Consider the following 16,229-nt stretch of genomic DNA (forward strand, 5'->3'; position numbering starts at 1 on the left):
TCAGTGGGAGAAGTTTGCTGAGATCTCCGCGAGGGTGCGCCCCTTCGTCTCAGGCGCGAGCCACTGCGAGAGGACTGCGCCGAGTAATGCGACGGCGGCGGCTATGACCATGGTTGCACCCATGCCGATGTTGGCGATCGCCCATGGCAGGGCGAAGGTGCCGAGTGCGGCTCCGATGCGGCTGAAGGCCGCGGCGAAGCCCATGCCGACGCCGCGCAGGTTGCCGGGGAATACCTCGGCCGGGTAGACCTGGGTCATCGTGGTGTAGCCGGCATTGAAGTAGGAGAAGGCGAGAAACAGGACGAGCACGAGGATCGCTGGTGCGCTCCCCCAGACTCCGATGACCAGCAGGATACCCGCGCAGAGCCACTGCCCGGGCACGGTGAGGATTCGCCGGCCGAGCTTGTCAATCAGAAGTACGCTGGTGACAACACCCGCGACCGCAAGTGCGGACAGGCCGACTCCACCGGCCCAGCCGCCGCCGAAGCCGAATTGGGTGAGCACCTCGTCGGCGAAGGTCGCGATCGCGAAGTACGGAGTGACCGCGCAGAACCAAAAACCTGCAGTGAAGAGGGTGGTGCGCCAGTACTGCCTTGAGAACAGCAATCCGAAGGAGGCGTTCTTGATTTTGGTCCCACTCTTCGCGGCTTGGGCCTCCTGGATCATCCTCAGATCGATCTCTCCGGTGATGCTTTCGTGCATCTGGGGCGATTCGACATAGCGGTGTGCGATCGCGAGTGCTTCCTCACGCCGGCCCTTCGTAATGAGCCAGCTCGGCGATTCGGGGAGGCCCAGGCGGGCGAGGAACAGGACGAGCGCGAGTATCGCGCAAGTGCCGAGTACGAGGCGCCATGGGGCGCCGGCGTCGTGCAGGAGCGTGCCGACGATGAATGCCGCCATGAAACCGACGTACCAGGCGATCAGAGTCAGCCCGAGCAATCGCCCGCGGAGCTTTGGAGGGGAGAACTCTGAGAGCAATGGCCCACCGATGGAGTACTCGCCGCCGATCGCGACGCCCATGAGGAACCGGATGGCGGCCAGCTGGATCACGGCCCCGTCTCCGGAGGTTATGAAGAACTGGGCCGTTGAGGCGACCAGGAACAGGCCCATGTCCACGAGGAACATGGGTTTGCGTCCGAACTTGTCAGTAGCCCAGCCGGCCAGGGGGGAGCCGACGAAGATACCAACGAGCGGGCCTGCAGCGATCATGCCCAGAGACAGCGCGTCGAGCTGGAGATCTGACCGCATGGATCCGGCGACGGGGCCGATGATTCCGAGGATGTAACCGTCGAGGAACATGCCGCCGATGAAGACGGCGACAAGCCGCACCATGAAGCGGCGTTTGAACTTGGAGCTGGTCTCTTTTGATAGGGGGGCGTCGACGGAGGCCGTCGTGCTGGTCGGATTGATCATTGAGATTCGTTCCCTTTCCGGCTTCAGCGCAAACCGCTGACGGCACCAGAGCGCCGTTTCCTGGATGCACGGACAGCCGCAGCCCTCAGCGACCCGTGGACGAGGCCGACTGGTTCGATGCCGGCCGACATGGACGCGCGGGACTCGCGGGATGACTTCGGCGTCGTCCCCAGGTTCCGGCGCTCTGCACTGCTTTGATCGATGGTGCTGCCACCTTTGATAGTCATAAACAGTTTCCTTTGGTGATGTAGCGCTGCCGCATGGATGCTGACAACGTTGTGCGGCTGGTCCGCGAGCCAGGGCTCCCCTTCGGATCGGCCATCGTGAATTCGTTCGTCTGTTTCCAGGGTCATCACGGGTGGAGTCGGGGGACGGGAGCCTCTCCGGGTGAGCTTCGTTCCGTGATGATCAACAACATTCGCTCTATGCAACAAAATCGTGCGCTAGCTCACACCCAATGTCAAGAGCGTGACCTGTGGAAGACGAAGTATGTAAGCGTTCTTGCTTCGTGCTCCGGACGGGATCCCGCGATGGATCGAAGTGCTGGATCCTCCTCCGGCGTTGGGTCATACGTGCCATGCGGTGTTCCGTCCTTGCGCCCCGGGTGTGCTTGCGATTGCCGGTTGTGCTGCCCACGGAAGCGGGAGCACGGGAACGGGTCCGCCTGAGTCAACGCCCTCGGGAGGAACGGCCATGACTGCGTCGGCCCAGGCAAGCCCCCGCATCATACCGGGGCCGGTGTGCTCGACCGGGAACGCAAGGCCGGACAGGAACCGGCAGGGGATCAGGCGTGTCCTTCCTGGATCGCCCTCGATGTCGCAGCCGGACATCACGAGCTGCAACGGAGGCAACTGCGCGGCCCCAAGCGAGGCGATCAGGGGTGCGCCGATGGTGAGCAGGGCCATCACGGCCGCCAAGGGATTGCCCGGCAGGCCGATCACGAACCGCCCGTCGGGAAGCCCGGCGAGCACGGCCGGATGGCCGGGACGCATCGCGATGCCGTCCACCAGCAGCTGTCCGCCCAGGGCGTCGATGGCGGCACGGAAATGGTCCGTCCCGGATTTCCCGGTGCCGCCGGTGGTGATGATGACATCTGCGTGCCCGCCGGCGGGCAGGACGGGGCTGTCCAAGGCATCCAGCCAGCCGCCAAAGGAGTCGCCGATTCTCTGCGGGCTGCCGGCACTCCCTCCCAGGAGGGAAACCACGGCTCCAAGCTGCGGGCCAAAGGTGTCGCGGACCTGTCCAGGCGCCGGAACGCCCTGCGTCACCACTTCAGCCCCGGTCAGTACGACGGCGACACCGGGCCGGGAACGGACGTGCACAGTGTCGTGCCCTGCCGCCGCAGCCAGGGCCACATGCGCTGGATTAAGGACAGTGCCGGCAGGTATGAGGACGTCCCCTGACCGGGCTTCCTGCCCGGCGGGGCGGATGTGTTGGCCGGTGCGCGGTTCACCGGCCTTCGCGTCGGCACGCAGTGTCAGGACGTGGTTGCCGTTGAGATCCCTTGCGGCCAGGCCGCTTTCCTTCCGCAGCACGGCGTCGGCGCCGTGCGGCACCAGACCGCCGGTGGCTATCACAGCGGCACTGTTTGCAGGCAGGAACCTGTTGTCTGTGTGGGGGAGGGAGGCGTGGTGGCCGGATCCGGCCAGCAGCCATGGACCGGGCCCGTTCACGGCCCAGCCGTCCATGGCGGACGAGGCGTAGTGCGGCAGGTCCTGAAGCGCGCTGACATCACGGCTCAGGATCCGCCCAATCGCCTTAGTAAGCGGGACGGCCACGGGCGGGAGCGGACCGGCGGCGCAGAAGGCTGCATGGCGCGCTTCGAACCACGGTATGCACCCGCGTTCCGGGACGGGATCCGGCGCAGCCGTGCTGCTGGAAACTGTGGCTGTCAGTGCATTGGCGGGCATCCGGGCCCCCTCCTTATTAAGTCACCGGCACCATGCCGGTTGCGGGGCCCCGTTTTCCGAAAACGGTGCTTCGATGAGGAATACCTCCCCAGGTCTTAGGCCCATCGAAGCACCTTTCACGGAAAACGGGACACCCGTTGCTAACGCTGTGCCTTTCCTAGCCCGCGGCTTCCAGGACCTGGGACTCCAGGGCCCCGGCCGCCAGCGGCAGGGAAGGCACTTGCCTGCGTGCGGCCTCCACGGTGTGAAGGAGCAGCAATGCCGTGGTCACTGAGCCCACGCCGCCGGGAACCGGGGTGAGCGCCGCTGCCGTCCCGGTGACGCTGGCTTCGTCCACGTCACCCACCAGCGAGCCGTCGGGTAGGACGTTCGTGCCGACGTCGACCACTACTGTCCGGGAGGAGACCTGGCCGCCGGTCAGCAGCCCGGCGCGCCCGGCGGCGACCACCACGACATCGGCGTCCTTCGTGTAACGCTCCAGCGGGCCCGACCTGGAATGGCAGATCGTCACGGCGGCATCGCGTGCCAGCAGCAGGAGGGACAGCGGTTTGCCCACTACGGCGGACCGGCCCACCACCACCACGCCCTTTCCCGCCAGGGGAATTTGGTAATGCTCCAGGATTTCGACGACGGAGCGCGCGGTAGCGGGCGCAAAGGCCGGCTGCCCGACGGCAAGCCGTCCCAGGCTCAGCGGATTCGCGCCGTCAATGTCCTTTTCCGGGGCGATGAGGCCCACCAGGTTGTCGGTCCGGACACCGGGCGGCAACGGGGTTTGCAGGATGATGCCGTTCACTGACGGTTCGGCGCTCAGGTCCCGCAGGACGTTGGCCAGCACCGGCTCCGTTGCATCGTGGCCCAGGTCAATGATCCGGCAGCCGACTCCGGCGCGCTCCGCTGCCCGCTCGATGGAGCGGACGTACCAGTGCGTCGACTCGTCGGCGGTCGCCATGACCACCGCCACGACCGGTCGAACGCCGTCGAGTTCAAGCGACCGGACCTGTTCCTGAACCTCCTGTTGGAACCGGGCTGCCAGGGGCTTTCCGGAAAGTACTGCTGTATTCACCCAAGGATCCTTTCCCGGACGCGGGCCGAGAGGGCATCTGCCGCCAGGACCACCTTTTCTCCTCAATACCGTCCGTCTGCCGGGCAAGCAGGGCCCGTGCTTCCGGGTCCTTGACCGCCACGACGTTGATGTCGATGTTGACGCGCGCCGTGGCGGCAGCTGCCCGGGCGGCATCGGCGGCCGCTGCCACGTCGCTGATGACGTTGGCGTTGGCGACGTCGAACAGTTCGGTGGCAAGGTCCACGATGTCGCCCGACAACTTGACGAGCTGGGCGGGTGTTTGTGCCGCCTGGATGAGTGCGGACTGGATCCCGGCCGCGCGGGCGGCCTTGAGCTCATCTGTGTCGGACGGGAGTTTGTAGGAGTCGATGACTCCCTGGAAGGCCTCTTCGTCCGCGTCGGCCAGGCGCAGTGCCTCACCGATGAGACCGTCGGCTGCCGCGGTGATGCGCTGCACCAGGGGTGCGTGCTGTTCGTACTTGGCGCCGGTGGTGTACCGCGCCACCATGGCCACCAACGCTGCACCCTGGGCCGCGTGCAGCGCCGCGGCAGCGCCGCCGCCCGGCGTCGGCTGCTTGGCGGCCAGCCGGGTGAGGTAGCTGCTGATTGTCTCTGAGCTGATCATGGCCTTACCCGCGGAGCCGGGTCATGGTGGGGTCGTACAGCGGGTCCTGGGTGACCGTTGCGACGATCCGGCGCCCGAAGTACTCGATCTCCACGGAGTCGCCGATCGAAACTTCGGCGGGCAGGTAGGAGTAGGCGATCGGCTTCCTGACGGAGTAGCCGTAGGCGGCGCTGGTCACGTAGCCAACTGCCTGGTCCTTGTAGAACACCGGTTCCTTGCCGAGCACCAGGCTGCGGCCGTCGTCGACCGTGAGGCAGCGCAGCCGACGGGCGGAGTTCTCCTCGGTGCGGCCTTCCAGGGCTGCCTTTCCGACGAAGTTGTCCTTGGCCATCTTCACCGCGAAGCCCAGGCCGGCTTCGAAGGGGTCGTGCTCGGTGGTCATGTCCGTGCCCCACGAGCGGTAGCCCTTTTCCAGGCGGAGCGAGCTGAACGCGGCCCGCCCGGCCGCGATGACGCCGAACGGCTGGCCGGCCTTCCACAGTGCATCCCAGAGGCGCTGGCCGTTGTCGGCGCTGGTGTACAGTTCCCAGCCGAGTTCGCCGACGTAGGACAGGCGCATGGCGGTGACGGGGACGCCGCCGATGACCACCTTCTTGGCACGGAAGTATTTCAGGCCGTCGTTGGAGAAGTCGTCGCTGCTGACGGTGCTGACCAGATCCCGGGCCAGCGGGCCCCAGAGGCCGATGCAGCAGGTGCCGCCGGTGGTGTCGCGGACCTGGACCCAGTCGCCGGCGCCGCCGCTTTCGGTCTGGTGCCGGGCGGCGCGTTCGAAGTAGGCGGTGTCGATGTTGCCGTTGGCGCCCAGCTGGAAGGTGTCCTCGGACAGGCGGGCGACCGTGATGTCACTGCGGATGCCGCCGGCGTGGTCGAGCAGGAGCGTGTAGGTGACGGCGCCCGGCTTCTTGTTCAGGTCGGCGGTGGTGAGTTCCTGCAGCAGCTTCACGGCGCCGGGGCCGGAGACCTCGAGGCGCTTGAGCGGGGTCATGTCATACATGGCGACGGCGGTGCGCGTCTTCCAGGCCTCTGCGGCGGCGATGGGGGAGCTGAACATGCCGGACCAGGCGTCGCGGGCCGGGGGCTGCCAGTCGGCGGGCATTTCCTTGAGGAGGTCGGCGTTGGCTTCGAACCAGTAGGGGCGTTCCCAGCCGGCACCTTCGAGGAAGTAGCCGCCGAGTTCCTTGTGCCGGGCGTGGAAGGGGGACACGCGCAGGTTGCGCGGGGAGAGCTTGGGCTGCAGCGGGTGCAGGACGTCGTAGATCTCCACGAAGTTCTGCTGCGAGGTTTCGCTGACGTATTCGGGAGTCAGCTGGACGTCCTCGAAGCGGTGGATGTCGCAGTCGCCCAGGTCGATGGAGGACTTGCCGTCCACCAGGAGTTCGGCCACGGCGCGTGCGATCCCGGCGGAGTGGGTGACCCAGACGGCTTCGGCGACGAAGAAGCCGTCGAGTTCCTTGGACTCGCCAACGAGGGAGCCGCCGTCGGGGGTGAAGGAGAAGATGCCGTTGAAGCCGTCCTCGATTTCGCTTTCGCGCAGGGCGGGGAGCAGCTGCTTGGTGGCCTCCCACGCCGGGAGGAAGTCCTCCAGGGTGAAGTCCAGGCGGGAGGGCATGTTGTGCTCGCTGATTTCGTTCGGCTTGAAGGTGCCGAGTTCGTCCAGGTCAACAGGCATGGGCTTGTGGGCGTAGGAACCGATGCCGTACCGGTCGCCGTGCTCGCGGTAGTAGAGGTCCTGGTCCTGGTGGCGCAGGATGGGCAGCGATGCGCCGTTGGGCAGCTCGTTTTTGCCCTGCTGATCCGGGACCGGGGTGGTCTTGACGTACTGGTGGGCCAGCGGGAGCAGCGGGACGGACATGCCGATCATTTCGCCGATCTTCGCACCCCAGAATCCGGCGCAGGAGACCACGATGTCTGCCGGGATCACGCCGTCGGGCGTCTGGACGCCGGTGACCTGCCGGCCGGACTGTTCGATGCCGGTGACGGTGGTGTTGCCCAGGTACTTGACGCCGGCAGCCTCGGTGCGCTTGATCAGGAGCTGGACGGCGCGGGCAGCACTGGCAAGGCCGTCGCTGGGAACGTGGAGCCCGCCCAGGATGTCCTCCTCGTTAATAAGCGGGTACAGCTCCTTGCACTCGGCCGGTGACAGGATGGCGCCTTCGATGCCCCACGACGACGCATAGCCGAGCTTCCGCTTGAGGTCGGTGAGCCGGGTTTCGGTGGTGGCCACTTCCAGGCCGCCGACCTGGTTGAAGCAGCTGGTCCCGTCCTCGGTCAGGGACAGCAGCTTTTCCACGGTGTACTTGGCGAACAGGGCCATGGACTTGGAAGGGTTGGTCTGGAAGACCAGTCCCGGGGCGTGCGAGGTCGAGCCTCCGGGCATGTTGAGGGGTCCCTGGTCGAGGACGGTGATGTTGTTCCAGCCCCGCGTGACGAGTTCATCCGCGAGGTTGGTGCCGACGATGCCGGCTCCGATAATGACAATGCGTGGCGACGATTCCAAGGGGGTCTCTCCTGCTGCTTTACGGGTTGTGTCTGCGTACGCGCCTGTGCTCACCGGAACACCACGGTGCTGGTCTGGTCCAGCAGCACCCGGTGCTGGCAGTGCCAGCGGACGGCGCGGGAGAGGGCCAGCGCCTCGGCGTCCTGGCCCACGGTGGACAATTGCGCCGGGCCATAGGTGTGGTCCACGCGGATGACTTCCTGCTCGATGATCGGACCCTCGTCCAGGTCCGCCGTGACGTAGTGGGCGGTGGCACCCACCAGCTTGACGCCGCGGTCGTAGGCCTGGTGGTAGGGGCGTGCGCCCTTGAACCCGGGGAGGAACGAGTGGTGGATGTTGATGGCCCGTCCCTCCAGGGCCCGGCAGAGGTCGTCCGAGAGCACCTGCATGTAGCGGGCCAGGACCACGAGGTCGGCGTTGTACTCATCCACCAGCTCCAGGAGCCGACGCTCGGCGTCGGTCTTCGTGTCCGGGGTGACCGGGACGTAGATGAAGGGCAGCCCTGCGGCTTCCGCCATCGCACGGTGGGTTTCGTGGTTGGAAACGATCGCTACCAGCTCTGCGCCCAGGCTGCCGCCGCGCCACCGGAAGATGAGGTCGTTCAGGCAGTGGCCGAACTTGGACACCATGATCAGGACCCGCTTGGGGGTCTGGTCGTGGAAGCTGAACTTCATGTCGAAGCGGCTGGCGATGCCGGCGAACTCTTCTTCGAGCATCGCTGACGTGTAGTCGTGGGAGCCGGTGAACGCTGTGCGCAGGTGGAGCGTCTCGCGCAGGCTGTCATCGAACTGCTGGTGTTCGTCGATGTTGAAGCCACGCTCGAAGAGGAACGTGGTCACGGCCTGCACAATTCCGGCCTGCTCGCGGCAGGACAGGGTCAGTACGAACTTCTGCGCCTGCTCTTCCTTGAGCGCCGGCAGGACAGCGGTTGCTGAAGCTGTTTCAATGAGGGTCATGTCCCTCCTCCTTCTAGATATATTCAAAAGCTGCGGACTGATATATTAGATTGGATGTCAGCGTATACTGGTCCATAGGCGAGGTCAATAGTTTTTTCCAGTTTGCGAAGAAGGGGCTCAGCATGGCAATCGAATCTTTGGCGGTGGCGGACGACACCGGCAGGAAGTCGCTGGCAGACGTCGCCTATGAGAGCGTCCGCGACTGGTTGCTGACCCTGGAAATCAAACCCGGAGAGCTGCTGAACGACGAGCTCCTTGCCAAGAATCTGGGTATGGGGCGGACTCCGGTGCGCGAAGCCCTGAAGCGGCTGGAGCTGGACCGGCTGGTGAAGACCTACCCGCGGCGGGGCACCTTCGCCACACGGGTGGACGTGACTGACCTTTCCTTCATTTCGGAGATCCGGGCCCAGCTCGAGCCCCTTGCGGCTGCTCGGGCCGCCCGGGTGGCCTCCCCTGCGGTTCGGGCGGGGCTGCGGGCCACGCTCGAGAAGGTCGAGGCATTTGATGTCGCCGCGGCAACCGTGACCGAGACGCTGCAGCTGGATGCCCGGGTACACCAGGGTATCTATGCCGCCGCTGCCAACCCGCATCTGGAGGACATCCTGATCCGGTACGACAACCTGGCAACGCGGATCTGGTGCATGGTGATCGACCGCCTGCCGGACCTGTCCCACCACGTGCGCGAACACCTCGATCTGCTCCGCGCCGTCATCGACGGCGACGAGGAGCGGGCTTCCGAACTTGCCAAGGTCCACGTGAGCGGGTTCGAGCACGCGGTACGCGAGGCACTCTTCAACGCCTAGACCCGCTGCATCCCCGCCTGTTGACATCGGATGTGACCTGCACCATACTCTGAGTTCACATTGATATATCAATCAAATATCAGTGTTGGATTCTTATGAGCGGCGATGGCGCCGGCGAACGGAGCGACCAGTGAATTCCCAGGCAACCCTTGAAGCCCCATTTCGTGCCCCCGGCCTCGACCTCGAACAAGGCGGGCAGGACGGCGGCACGTCGAAGAAGCGCCTCGGCCTCCGGGCGGACTGGGCCCGCCTGCCCGGCCGCAGTGTCGAAGTGTGGCTGCTGGGGGAGCTCGTGGCCAGTGGCGTGGTGGACCAGGCTGCGGAGGACGGGTCGGTGCTCTGGATAGCCGCTGAGGGCATCAGCACGCGGCGGATCTTCGACAAGTCATCGGGCTACCAGATCTGGGTGTGACCATCCCTGGCGCCCTCGATGCTGCCATGCGGCCGTCCGGTGCCTGGACGCTGCGCGGCAGCCGTTCCATGTTGGGGGCTTCAGCCGAGAGCCCACCCCTCCCGTCGTCCCGGACGTTGATCAGTAGGTTCTCGCCGCCAGAGTCCCGTTGCGTGTGCGGTTGGGCAAAACCAAAGGAAGCAGTCCCGAGGCATTGAAACCTCCGGACTGCTTCCCTAGGTATGGCACTAGGAATGCTTGTCAGCTAAGCCAACCATCCACCACGCTCTGGTGGGCATCGACCCACTTCTTTGCCGCCGCTTCAGGCGTCATACCGCCTTGTATATCCGTAGCAACCGAGTTCTGGTCCTCGTTGGTCCAGGTGAATGCCTTAGCCAGCTTGGCGGCAGGCGAGCCGCTGTCCTCCAGCTTTTTGGAGATGATCTTGTTGAGTTTGTAGGTCGGGTAGTCGCACGCAACCTTTTCGGGGTTGGAGTCGCAGCCCTCGGTCCATTTCGGGAGGTTTACCTTCTTCAACGGAACCTCGGAGAGGAACCATTGTGGCTCGTAGAAGTAGCCAAGTAGCGGCGTCTTGTTCTGCTGTGCCGTCCGGAACGACTGGATCAGGGCCGCTTCCGATCCGGCGAAGACCACTTTGTAGTCCAGGTTCAGGTTCTTCACCAGCGCTTCGTCATTGGTGACGAAGGCGGGGTCGCCGTCAAGAACCTGCCCCTTTCCGCCGGACTCCGACGTGGTGAACATCGAAGCGTATTTGTTGAGGTTCTGGCCGTCGGTGATGTCCGGGTACTTTTCTGCCATCCATGGCGGGACGTACCAGCCGATGTGCCCTTCGTTTCCTGTTGGGCCGGCATCAACGGCCACCTTTTGGTCGGTTATGTACTGCTTGGCCAGGTCGGCGTGGCCCCAGTTTTCGATGATGAGGTCCACTTCGCCTGAAGCGAAGCCCTGCCAGGAGACCTGCTCATTGAGGTCCTTCTGGACGACGCTGCAGCCGAGCTTGTTTTTCGCCACGTAGCTGTAGACGGCTGCGTCGGCGGTGTAACCGACCCAGGCGTTCATTGCTACGTTCACGCTGCCGCAGGGCGTTCCCGTGGCTCCGCCTGCCGCAGCAGTCTGGTTTACCGATGCACCGCCGCAGCCTGCGAGGAACAGGGCGGCGGCAGCAGCTCCGGCCATTGCCGGCAAGGTGCGTTTTATCAGCCTTTCAGCTTTTTTCATGGTGGGTCTCCTTGTTGGGGCGTACGGATCTTCATGCCGGGTCAGCGGCAAGCTGTGTGGGGAGATATTTCCTGGCGTGTGCAGGAGGGGAGGGGTTACCTGGAGGGAGATGGGATTCTGCGGGCCGGAGCGGCGGCGGCAGCCTGGGTCATCCTGTCCATCATGATTCCGAGGAACACGATGGCCAGGCCGGCGGCGAGGCCCTTACCGAAAATGGAACTCTGGACGAATCCCGCGACGACGTCATATCCGAGGCCGCCTGCCCCGACGAGGGCTCCCACCACCACCATGGCCAGGACATAGATCAGCCCCTGGTTGGCAGCGAGCGCCAGCGATTGCCTGGCCATGGGCAGCTGCACCTTGGTGATCACCTGCCACGGTGTCGAACCGCTGGCGATCGCTGACTCGACGACAGTCGGGGAGATCGCCGCGATTCCATCGGCGGTGATCTTGATGGCGACCGGGGCGGCGTAGATGATGCCCGCGATGATCGCAGTGAATCGTGTGGCTCCGAAGAGGCCAAGGAAGGGCACCAGGTAAACGAAGGAGGGCATGGTCTGGCCCGCGTCGAGCAGGGGCCGCATGAGCTGGTCGACGCGGCTGGACCGGCCCATGGCCACGCCAAAGACTATGCCCAAAACCATCACCACGGCGGTGGCAACGAGGGTTCCGGCGAGGGTGACCATGGCGTCACTCCAGAGCCCGAGATAGATGATGACCCCCAGGCAGGCAGTGGTCACAGCAGCGAGCTTCCAGCCGCCCAGTGCGTAGGCCACGATGGCGACCACTGCGACGAGGATGAAGAAAGGCGTGTCGGTCAGCAACGATTGGAACGGGTTGAGGATCGTGCCGGTAACACCTTCACGCAGGGATACCGTGAAGAGCGACACATTCGATTGCAGCCAGTGGCTGGCCGTGTTCACGGCCTGAACGATTGCCGGTCCAACGTTGAGGTCCTGGGGAAAGGCTGCTGCCCAAAGCATGGTCCTGGACAACTGCACCATCACCAGGACTACGGCCAGCGCGATCCCGAGGAGTCCGGCGCGGGTCTTGCGGCCCAAGCGGCGTTTGCCGGCTGCGCCGGGCTCCGCACGGCGGCTGGCCGCCGTGGTCACCCGGTCCAGCACGATGGCCAGCAGGACTATGGAGAGGCCGGCATTGACGGCAGTACCAACGTCCAGGGACTGCAGTGCCCGGACCACCGTCTGGCCAAGGCCCGGAGCTGCGATCAGGGCGGCGATGGTCACCATGGACAGGGCGGCCATGGTCCCTTGGTTGATACCCATCACGATGGTCCGGCGCGCCATGGGCAGCTGCAATGTCAGGAGCCGTTGCAGGCCAGTGGTGCCGAGCGAGTCGGATGCTTCCCGGGTGTTCTCTGGAATGCGGCGGATACCATGTGCGGTCAGGCGGATAACCGGTGGAGCAGCGTAGATCACCGTGGCGATCACTGCCGACGCCGGTCCGATCAGGAAGACCAGGGCAAGCGGGGCCAGGTAGACGAAGGTGGGCAGGGTCTGCATGAAGTCCAGCACGGGGGTGATGACCCCGGCTACCCTGCCGTAGATGCCGGACAGCACGCCGAGCGGGATGCCCACCAGCAGTGTCAGCAGCACGGAAGTCAGAACCAGGGCGAACGTGTAGGTCGCTTCCACGAACAGGCCTTGAAAACCGAAGAAGACGAAGACCACAGCCGTCAGCAGGGCTACCCGTACATTGCCGACGGCCAGCGCGATCCAGGTGAGCAGGCCCACCGTTCCCAGCCAGCCGATTTCTGGCAGGCGCAGGCCGGTGGGGGTTGCTGCGAAGGTGGTGGTAAACAGGTTCGCCACCGCATCCACGGCGGTCCGAAGGGGCGTGAAGAAGTAGAGGAAGACCGGGTTGTCAGCCCGGTTTGCCGCGACCCAGGCGTTGAATTGGTTCAGCGAGCGGTGCAGGTCCGTCAGTTCTGAGGCTGGCAACGCCAGGGTTGCCGTGCCGTTGAGGAGCAGGAATCCCAGGATCCAGAGTGCACCGGCGGCCAGCAGGAGCACTGTTCTTCGGCTGGGCCTGCGGCGTGCTTCAAGGACAATGGGGGCAGGCTGGACGGTTTTCTGTTTTTCGAGGAGGGCAGACATCAGGCCGCCGCTTCTGCCGGTTGCAGCACCGAAAGAATGCTGTCTCGGTCGATCTGTCCTGTGATCCTGCCGCCCTCTTCGACAAGGACCGGGCAGGAGGAGTGCATTACGGCCGGGATGGCGTCGCGGATGATCATCCTGGAGTTGAGCACTGCTGCATCCCTGGGCGTGGTGTCGGCAAGCGGTCGCGTGATCCACTTGAGGGTCAAGACGTCGGCGCGGGGGACTTCCGAGACGAAGTCCTCGATGTACTTGTCCGCCGGGGACCCTACAAGGTCGTCACCGGTGCCGCACTGGACAGGCTCTCCGTTGCGCATGATCAGGATGCGGTCTCCGAGTTTCAGCGCTTCCGCGAGGTCGTGGGTCACGAACACCATGGTCTTGCCCATCTCCTTGTGGAGCCGGATGACTTCTGCCTGCATGTCACGCCGGATGAGCGGGTCCAGTGCTGAGAAGGGCTCATCGAAGAGGATGGTGTCGGGGTCTCCGGCCAATGCCCGACCCAAGCCGACCCGCTGCTGCATACCGCCGGACAGTTGGTCCGGGTAGTGCTGTTCGTAGCCCTTCAGGCCAACAAGTTCGATGATCTCCCGGGCCTTGGTGTGGCGTTCGTTCTTCGCTGTTCCGCGTATCTGCAGTCCATACGAGACGTTGTCCAGGACCGTGCGGTGCGGCAGCAGCCCGAAGTGCTGGAAAACCATCGACACTTTCCGCCGGCGGAGCTCCCGAAGTTCAGCCACGCCTGCCTGCAGGACATCGTTGCCGTCCACCAGAACCTGTCCGGACGTCGGCTCGATGAGCCTGGTCAGGCAGCGGATCAGGGTGGATTTGCCCGACCCGGACAATCCCATGACCACGAAGACTTCGCCTTTTGCGACGTCGAAGCTCAGGTTGCGGACCGCGGCAACGCAGCTGGTGCGTTCAAGCAATTCTGCAGAGCTAAGGGCAGATAGATCCCGGTTTCCCGGGATCTTCTCTCCCCCTGGTCCGAAGACCTTCCAAAGGTCGCGAACTGAGATGGCGGGGTTGTTCATGGCTGTACTCCTGCTTGGTGGAGGCTGGAACCGCATGCTTGGGTGGGGTAGAGATTTTGCCGGGCGCCGGCGCAGAGGGAATCCGCTGTAGCTCTGGGCCCGACGTCGGGGAACGTTGTGAATTGTGCTTGCTGCACGAAGTCATAGCGGGGGTAGGGCAGCCAGGCTGCGATCGACTTTCTGCATTTCGGGTGACCAAGTGAGTTGTGTTAGCAGCAACGCACTTCGTCTTACGCAACAGAGTGATTTACGCCACTCCCTTTGTCAAGGGTTCTTTCTTGAAGTCCGGATGTTACGGAGCTACGGACTGCGTCTCCGGATACTCCTTGACAGGGGTGCAGTAGCCGTTAACCTGTTGCATATTGCGCCTTCTGTTGCGTAAAAGCGTGTTGATTAACCGCAAAAAGACCCCCGGGACGTCCCGGGGGTCTTTTGGCTGTTCCTACTGCCGGTTGTAGCCCATGTTGGCGCTGACCTTGAGGCCCGCTTCCTTCAACCCGTCCAGCAGGCCTGGAATCTTCTCGGGGTCGAACCGGAAGGCCGGCCCGGAGATGCTAAGGGCGCCAATCACGGTGCCCTGGTGGTTGTAGACCGGCACCGCCACGGCATTCAGGCCGATCTCGAACTCCTCGCGCACCACCGCGTACCCCTTGGCGACGACGTCGAGCAGCTGGGCGTCCAGCGCCTTGCGGCTCGTGATCGTGCGGGCAGTGCGGGCAGCAAGGCCCGTCTCCTTTAGGATTCGGTCCCGCTCGTCCGCCTCCAGGGCAGCCAGGAGGACTTTGCCGCTGGACGTGGCATGCAGCGGCGTCAGGCTCCCCACCCAGTCGTAGGTGGCCAGGGTGGACGGGCCCATGGCCTGGTCCACATTCACCGCGTAGTTCGAGCGCAGGACCGCGAGGTTGACGGTTTCCTTGAATTCGTCGGCCAGGCTTTCCAGGACTGGCCGTGCCTCGCGGACCAGGCTGAGCCGTCCGGGAATGGAGCTGGCCAGGCGCAGGATGCCAAACCCAAGTTGGTACTTGCCCCGCTCGCTGTTCTGGTGCACCATCTCGCGTGTCACCAGCGAACCCATCAACCGGGAGACGGTTGACTTGTGGATCCCCATTTCCTCGGCTATTTCGCTCACGCCGGCGTGCCCTTCCCGGGCGAGGATCTCCAGTACTGTCAGGGCGCGCTCCACGGACTGCACACCGCCGGACTGGCCGCCTTCGGCATCGGTATCGGATTCAGGGTCTCTATTCGAAGCCATACTTCCTGATCCTATGCCCGAAACTGTGACGGCCGTGACATTGGGTTAACGCGCTTGACACCCAAGCACCCTAAGGCCGCACTAGCTGCCGCGGTAGGTGGAGTACGCGAACGGGCTCAGGAGCAGGGGTACGTGGTAGTGCTCGGGGCCGGTGACCTCGAAGACCAGGTCCACTTCAGGGAAGAACGTTGCCGTCTGCAGCCCGGCGTAGTACTTCCCCGTGGCGAAGTTCAGCTTGTAGTGGCCGGGTTCCAGCTGCTCGGGCCCCAGGTCCTTCGCCCGGCCGTCGGCGTCCGTGCTGGACGTGGCCAGCTCACGCCAGGTGCCGCCGTCGTTCTTCAAAAGGACGACGGCGACCCCCGCCGCCGGGCGCCCGGCACCGGTGTCAAGGATGTGGGTGGTGACGTGGGAAACGCTCATTCGCTGATCAGTCCTTCAAGCCGCAGCACGGCAATCTCGCGCAGCTGCTGGGCCACGATGGTGTCTTCTTCTTCGGGGGAATTGGTGAGGCGCTGGTTCAGGGCCTGCAGGATTTCCGGCGCGGTGCGCCCGGCCGCCCGGATCAGGAAGACCCGGCCGAACTTTTCCTCGTACTCCCGGTTGCCCCTGGCAAGGTCGGCCGCAGCATCGGCATCCGCCGGGTCCACCCCGGCCTGTTCGGAACGGGACATGGACGCCTCGGCGCTGGCCGCCGTCGGGCGTTCCCCGATCCTGGGGTGGTGGGCCATGGCTGCTTCAACCTCCGCGGGGGTAAAAGGATTGGCCGCCTGGGCAGCGAACTCCAGCAGCCGGTCCCGGGTGGTGAACGGCCGCGCTCCTGCCACGGCCTCCACCCAGCGGGTGACATCGATGCACGGCCGAAGGGTGGCCTGGGCCGCAGCGTTCTCTGCGGCGTTGAATTCGGCAAGCTTCATGCTGGCGTATTCCTT

General features: G+C 64.7%; 14 protein-coding genes and 1 pseudogene. 2 read left to right on the plus strand and 13 right to left on the minus strand.

The window, feature by feature from the left end; translation table 11 throughout:
• From QF050_RS06220 to purU, 7 genes and pseudogenes are all read right to left on the minus strand, one after another.
• Positions 1-1,413 (minus strand): MFS transporter, encoded by a 1,413-nt coding sequence (locus QF050_RS06220; RefSeq protein ID WP_308929647.1) that lies wholly within the window; start codon positions 1,411-1,413, stop codon positions 1-3.
• 23 nt (positions 1,414-1,436) lie between these two features.
• Positions 1,437-1,640, minus strand: coding sequence for a hypothetical protein (locus QF050_RS06225; protein ID WP_308929648.1), 204 nt, complete (start codon positions 1,638-1,640; stop codon positions 1,437-1,439).
• Between the two features lie 339 nt (positions 1,641-1,979).
• Entirely contained in the window at positions 1,980-3,323 is a 1,344-nt protein-coding gene (locus QF050_RS06230; RefSeq protein WP_308929649.1) for a molybdopterin molybdotransferase MoeA, read from the minus strand.
• 157 nt (positions 3,324-3,480) lie between these two features.
• Entirely contained in the window at positions 3,481-4,386 is a 906-nt protein-coding gene (locus QF050_RS06235) for a bifunctional 5,10-methylenetetrahydrofolate dehydrogenase/5,10-methenyltetrahydrofolate cyclohydrolase (RefSeq protein ID WP_308929650.1), read from the minus strand.
• Positions 4,383-5,011 (minus strand): annotated as a pseudogene (locus QF050_RS06240) (cyclodeaminase/cyclohydrolase family protein). The gene QF050_RS06235 and the pseudogene QF050_RS06240 overlap by 4 nt, the downstream one beginning before the upstream one ends.
• Before the next feature lie 4 nt (positions 5,012-5,015).
• A complete protein-coding gene (locus QF050_RS06245) occupies positions 5,016-7,508 on the minus strand; it encodes an FAD-dependent oxidoreductase (RefSeq protein ID WP_308929651.1) in 2,493 nt (830 codons plus the stop codon).
• A 50-nt stretch (positions 7,509-7,558) separates the two neighbouring features.
• The gene (gene purU, locus QF050_RS06250; protein ID WP_308929652.1) at positions 7,559-8,464 is read right to left on the minus strand and encodes a formyltetrahydrofolate deformylase; all 906 of its coding nucleotides are present in this window, start codon (positions 8,462-8,464) and stop codon (positions 7,559-7,561) included.
• Between the two features lie 122 nt (positions 8,465-8,586).
• Here purU and QF050_RS06255 point away from each other — a divergent pair, with 122 nt between their 5' ends.
• Entirely contained in the window at positions 8,587-9,267 is a 681-nt protein-coding gene (locus tag QF050_RS06255) for a GntR family transcriptional regulator (protein WP_308929653.1), read from the plus strand.
• Between the two features lie 130 nt (positions 9,268-9,397).
• Positions 9,398-9,679, plus strand: coding sequence for a hypothetical protein (locus QF050_RS06260; protein WP_308929654.1), 282 nt, complete (start codon positions 9,398-9,400; stop codon positions 9,677-9,679).
• Positions 9,680-9,919: 240 nt separating this feature from the next.
• On the opposite strand, the gene QF050_RS06270 is transcribed toward QF050_RS06260, so the two are convergent.
• The 6 genes from QF050_RS06270 to uraD form a co-directional block, all read right to left on the minus strand.
• Complete coding sequence (locus tag QF050_RS06270) at positions 9,920-10,897, minus strand: ABC transporter substrate-binding protein (RefSeq protein WP_308929655.1); 978 nt, start codon at positions 10,895-10,897, stop codon at positions 9,920-9,922.
• Positions 10,898-10,992: 95 nt separating this feature from the next.
• Positions 10,993-13,014, minus strand: coding sequence for an ABC transporter permease subunit (locus tag QF050_RS06275; RefSeq protein WP_308929656.1), 2,022 nt, complete (start codon positions 13,012-13,014; stop codon positions 10,993-10,995).
• Complete coding sequence (locus QF050_RS06280; RefSeq protein WP_308929657.1) at positions 13,014-14,048, minus strand: glycine betaine/L-proline ABC transporter ATP-binding protein; 1,035 nt, start codon at positions 14,046-14,048, stop codon at positions 13,014-13,016. The genes QF050_RS06275 and QF050_RS06280 overlap by 1 nt, the downstream gene beginning before the upstream one ends.
• A 442-nt stretch (positions 14,049-14,490) precedes the next feature.
• Positions 14,491-15,300 carry an IclR family transcriptional regulator gene (locus QF050_RS06285; protein WP_308929658.1) on the minus strand — a complete coding sequence of 270 codons (810 nt, stop codon included), beginning with the start codon at positions 15,298-15,300 and terminating at the stop codon, positions 14,491-14,493.
• Between the two features lie 81 nt (positions 15,301-15,381).
• A complete protein-coding gene (uraH, locus tag QF050_RS06290) occupies positions 15,382-15,720 on the minus strand; it encodes a hydroxyisourate hydrolase (protein WP_308929659.1) in 339 nt (112 codons plus the stop codon).
• Complete coding sequence (gene uraD / locus QF050_RS06295) at positions 15,717-16,214, minus strand: 2-oxo-4-hydroxy-4-carboxy-5-ureidoimidazoline decarboxylase (RefSeq protein WP_308932113.1); 498 nt, start codon at positions 16,212-16,214, stop codon at positions 15,717-15,719. Before uraD ends, uraH begins: the two co-directional genes overlap by 4 nt.
• Positions 16,215-16,229 lie beyond the last annotated feature (15 nt).

Source organism: Arthrobacter sp. SLBN-112, from assembly GCF_030944625.1.
Lineage (GTDB): Bacteria > Actinomycetota > Actinomycetes > Actinomycetales > Micrococcaceae > Arthrobacter.

Coding starts and splice junctions, on each gene's coding strand:
- QF050_RS06220 (WP_308929647.1), bottom strand. CDS start 1,413: ATGATCAATCCGACCAGCACGACGGCCTCCGTCGACGCCCCCCTATCA.
- QF050_RS06225 (WP_308929648.1), bottom strand. CDS start 1,640: ATGACTATCAAAGGTGGCAGCACCATCGATCAAAGCAGTGCAGAGCGC.
- QF050_RS06230 (WP_308929649.1), bottom strand. CDS start 3,323: ATGCCCGCCAATGCACTGACAGCCACAGTTTCCAGCAGCACGGCTGCG.
- purU (WP_308929652.1), bottom strand. CDS start 8,464: ATGACCCTCATTGAAACAGCTTCAGCAACCGCTGTCCTGCCGGCGCTC.
- QF050_RS06255 (WP_308929653.1), top strand. CDS start 8,587: ATGGCAATCGAATCTTTGGCGGTGGCGGACGACACCGGCAGGAAGTCG.
- QF050_RS06270 (WP_308929655.1), bottom strand. CDS start 10,897: ATGAAAAAAGCTGAAAGGCTGATAAAACGCACCTTGCCGGCAATGGCC.
- QF050_RS06275 (WP_308929656.1), bottom strand. CDS start 13,014: ATGTCTGCCCTCCTCGAAAAACAGAAAACCGTCCAGCCTGCCCCCATT.
- QF050_RS06280 (WP_308929657.1), bottom strand. CDS start 14,048: ATGAACAACCCCGCCATCTCAGTTCGCGACCTTTGGAAGGTCTTCGGA.
- QF050_RS06285 (WP_308929658.1), bottom strand. CDS start 15,300: ATGGCTTCGAATAGAGACCCTGAATCCGATACCGATGCCGAAGGCGGC.
- uraH (WP_308929659.1), bottom strand. CDS start 15,720: ATGAGCGTTTCCCACGTCACCACCCACATCCTTGACACCGGTGCCGGG.
- uraD (WP_308932113.1), bottom strand. CDS start 16,214: ATGAAGCTTGCCGAATTCAACGCCGCAGAGAACGCTGCGGCCCAGGCC.